This window comes from Cupriavidus sp. 05T313 (assembly GCF_056396665.1).
The window spans coordinates 1-470 of record NZ_JBFTLX010000618.1; the positions used below are offsets into that span (position 1 = coordinate 1).

Below are 470 nucleotides of genomic sequence, written 5' to 3' on the forward strand. Positions count from 1 at the left end.
CCCCCACTAAAGAGGGCACCTACGACGGTAAGTGTGCCGAACTCTGCGGCGAGTACCACTCCGAAATGCTGTTCCGCGTGAAGGTGGTGTCGGAATCCGAATTCCAGGCCCACATGGACCAGCTCAAGGCTGCAGGCAACACCGGCCTGCTCGGTGTTGAGTACGACCGCAACCCGAACCTGAACGAAACCAAGTAAGGGGAGCGACGTGGCTACGTACACCCAATCCGCACCTGCGGGAGTCCTGTCGGCTCCCGTGGTACCCAAATCCAAGGGGCGCATCGTCGTCAACTGGATCACCTCCACGGACCACAAGACCATCGGGTACATGTACCTGATTGCGTCCTTCGTGTTCTTCTGCCTCGGCGGCGTGATGGCGCTGCTGATCCGCGCCGAACTCTTTGAGCCCGGCATGCAGATCCTGCAGACCAAGGAACAGTACAACCAGCTGTTCACCATGCACGGCACCGT

The 470-nt window shown here is 59.8% G+C and carries 1 protein-coding gene and 1 pseudogene; both read left to right on the forward strand.

Annotated elements, in window-relative coordinates:
• A pseudogene (locus AC1DKD_RS42030) lies at nt 1-197 on the forward strand (hypothetical protein); the annotation flags it as partial.
• A 58-nt stretch (nt 198-255) separates the two neighbouring features.
• A partial coding sequence (locus tag AC1DKD_RS42035) for a cbb3-type cytochrome c oxidase subunit I (RefSeq protein WP_477144840.1) occupies nt 256-470 on the forward strand: 215 nt, incomplete at its 3' end.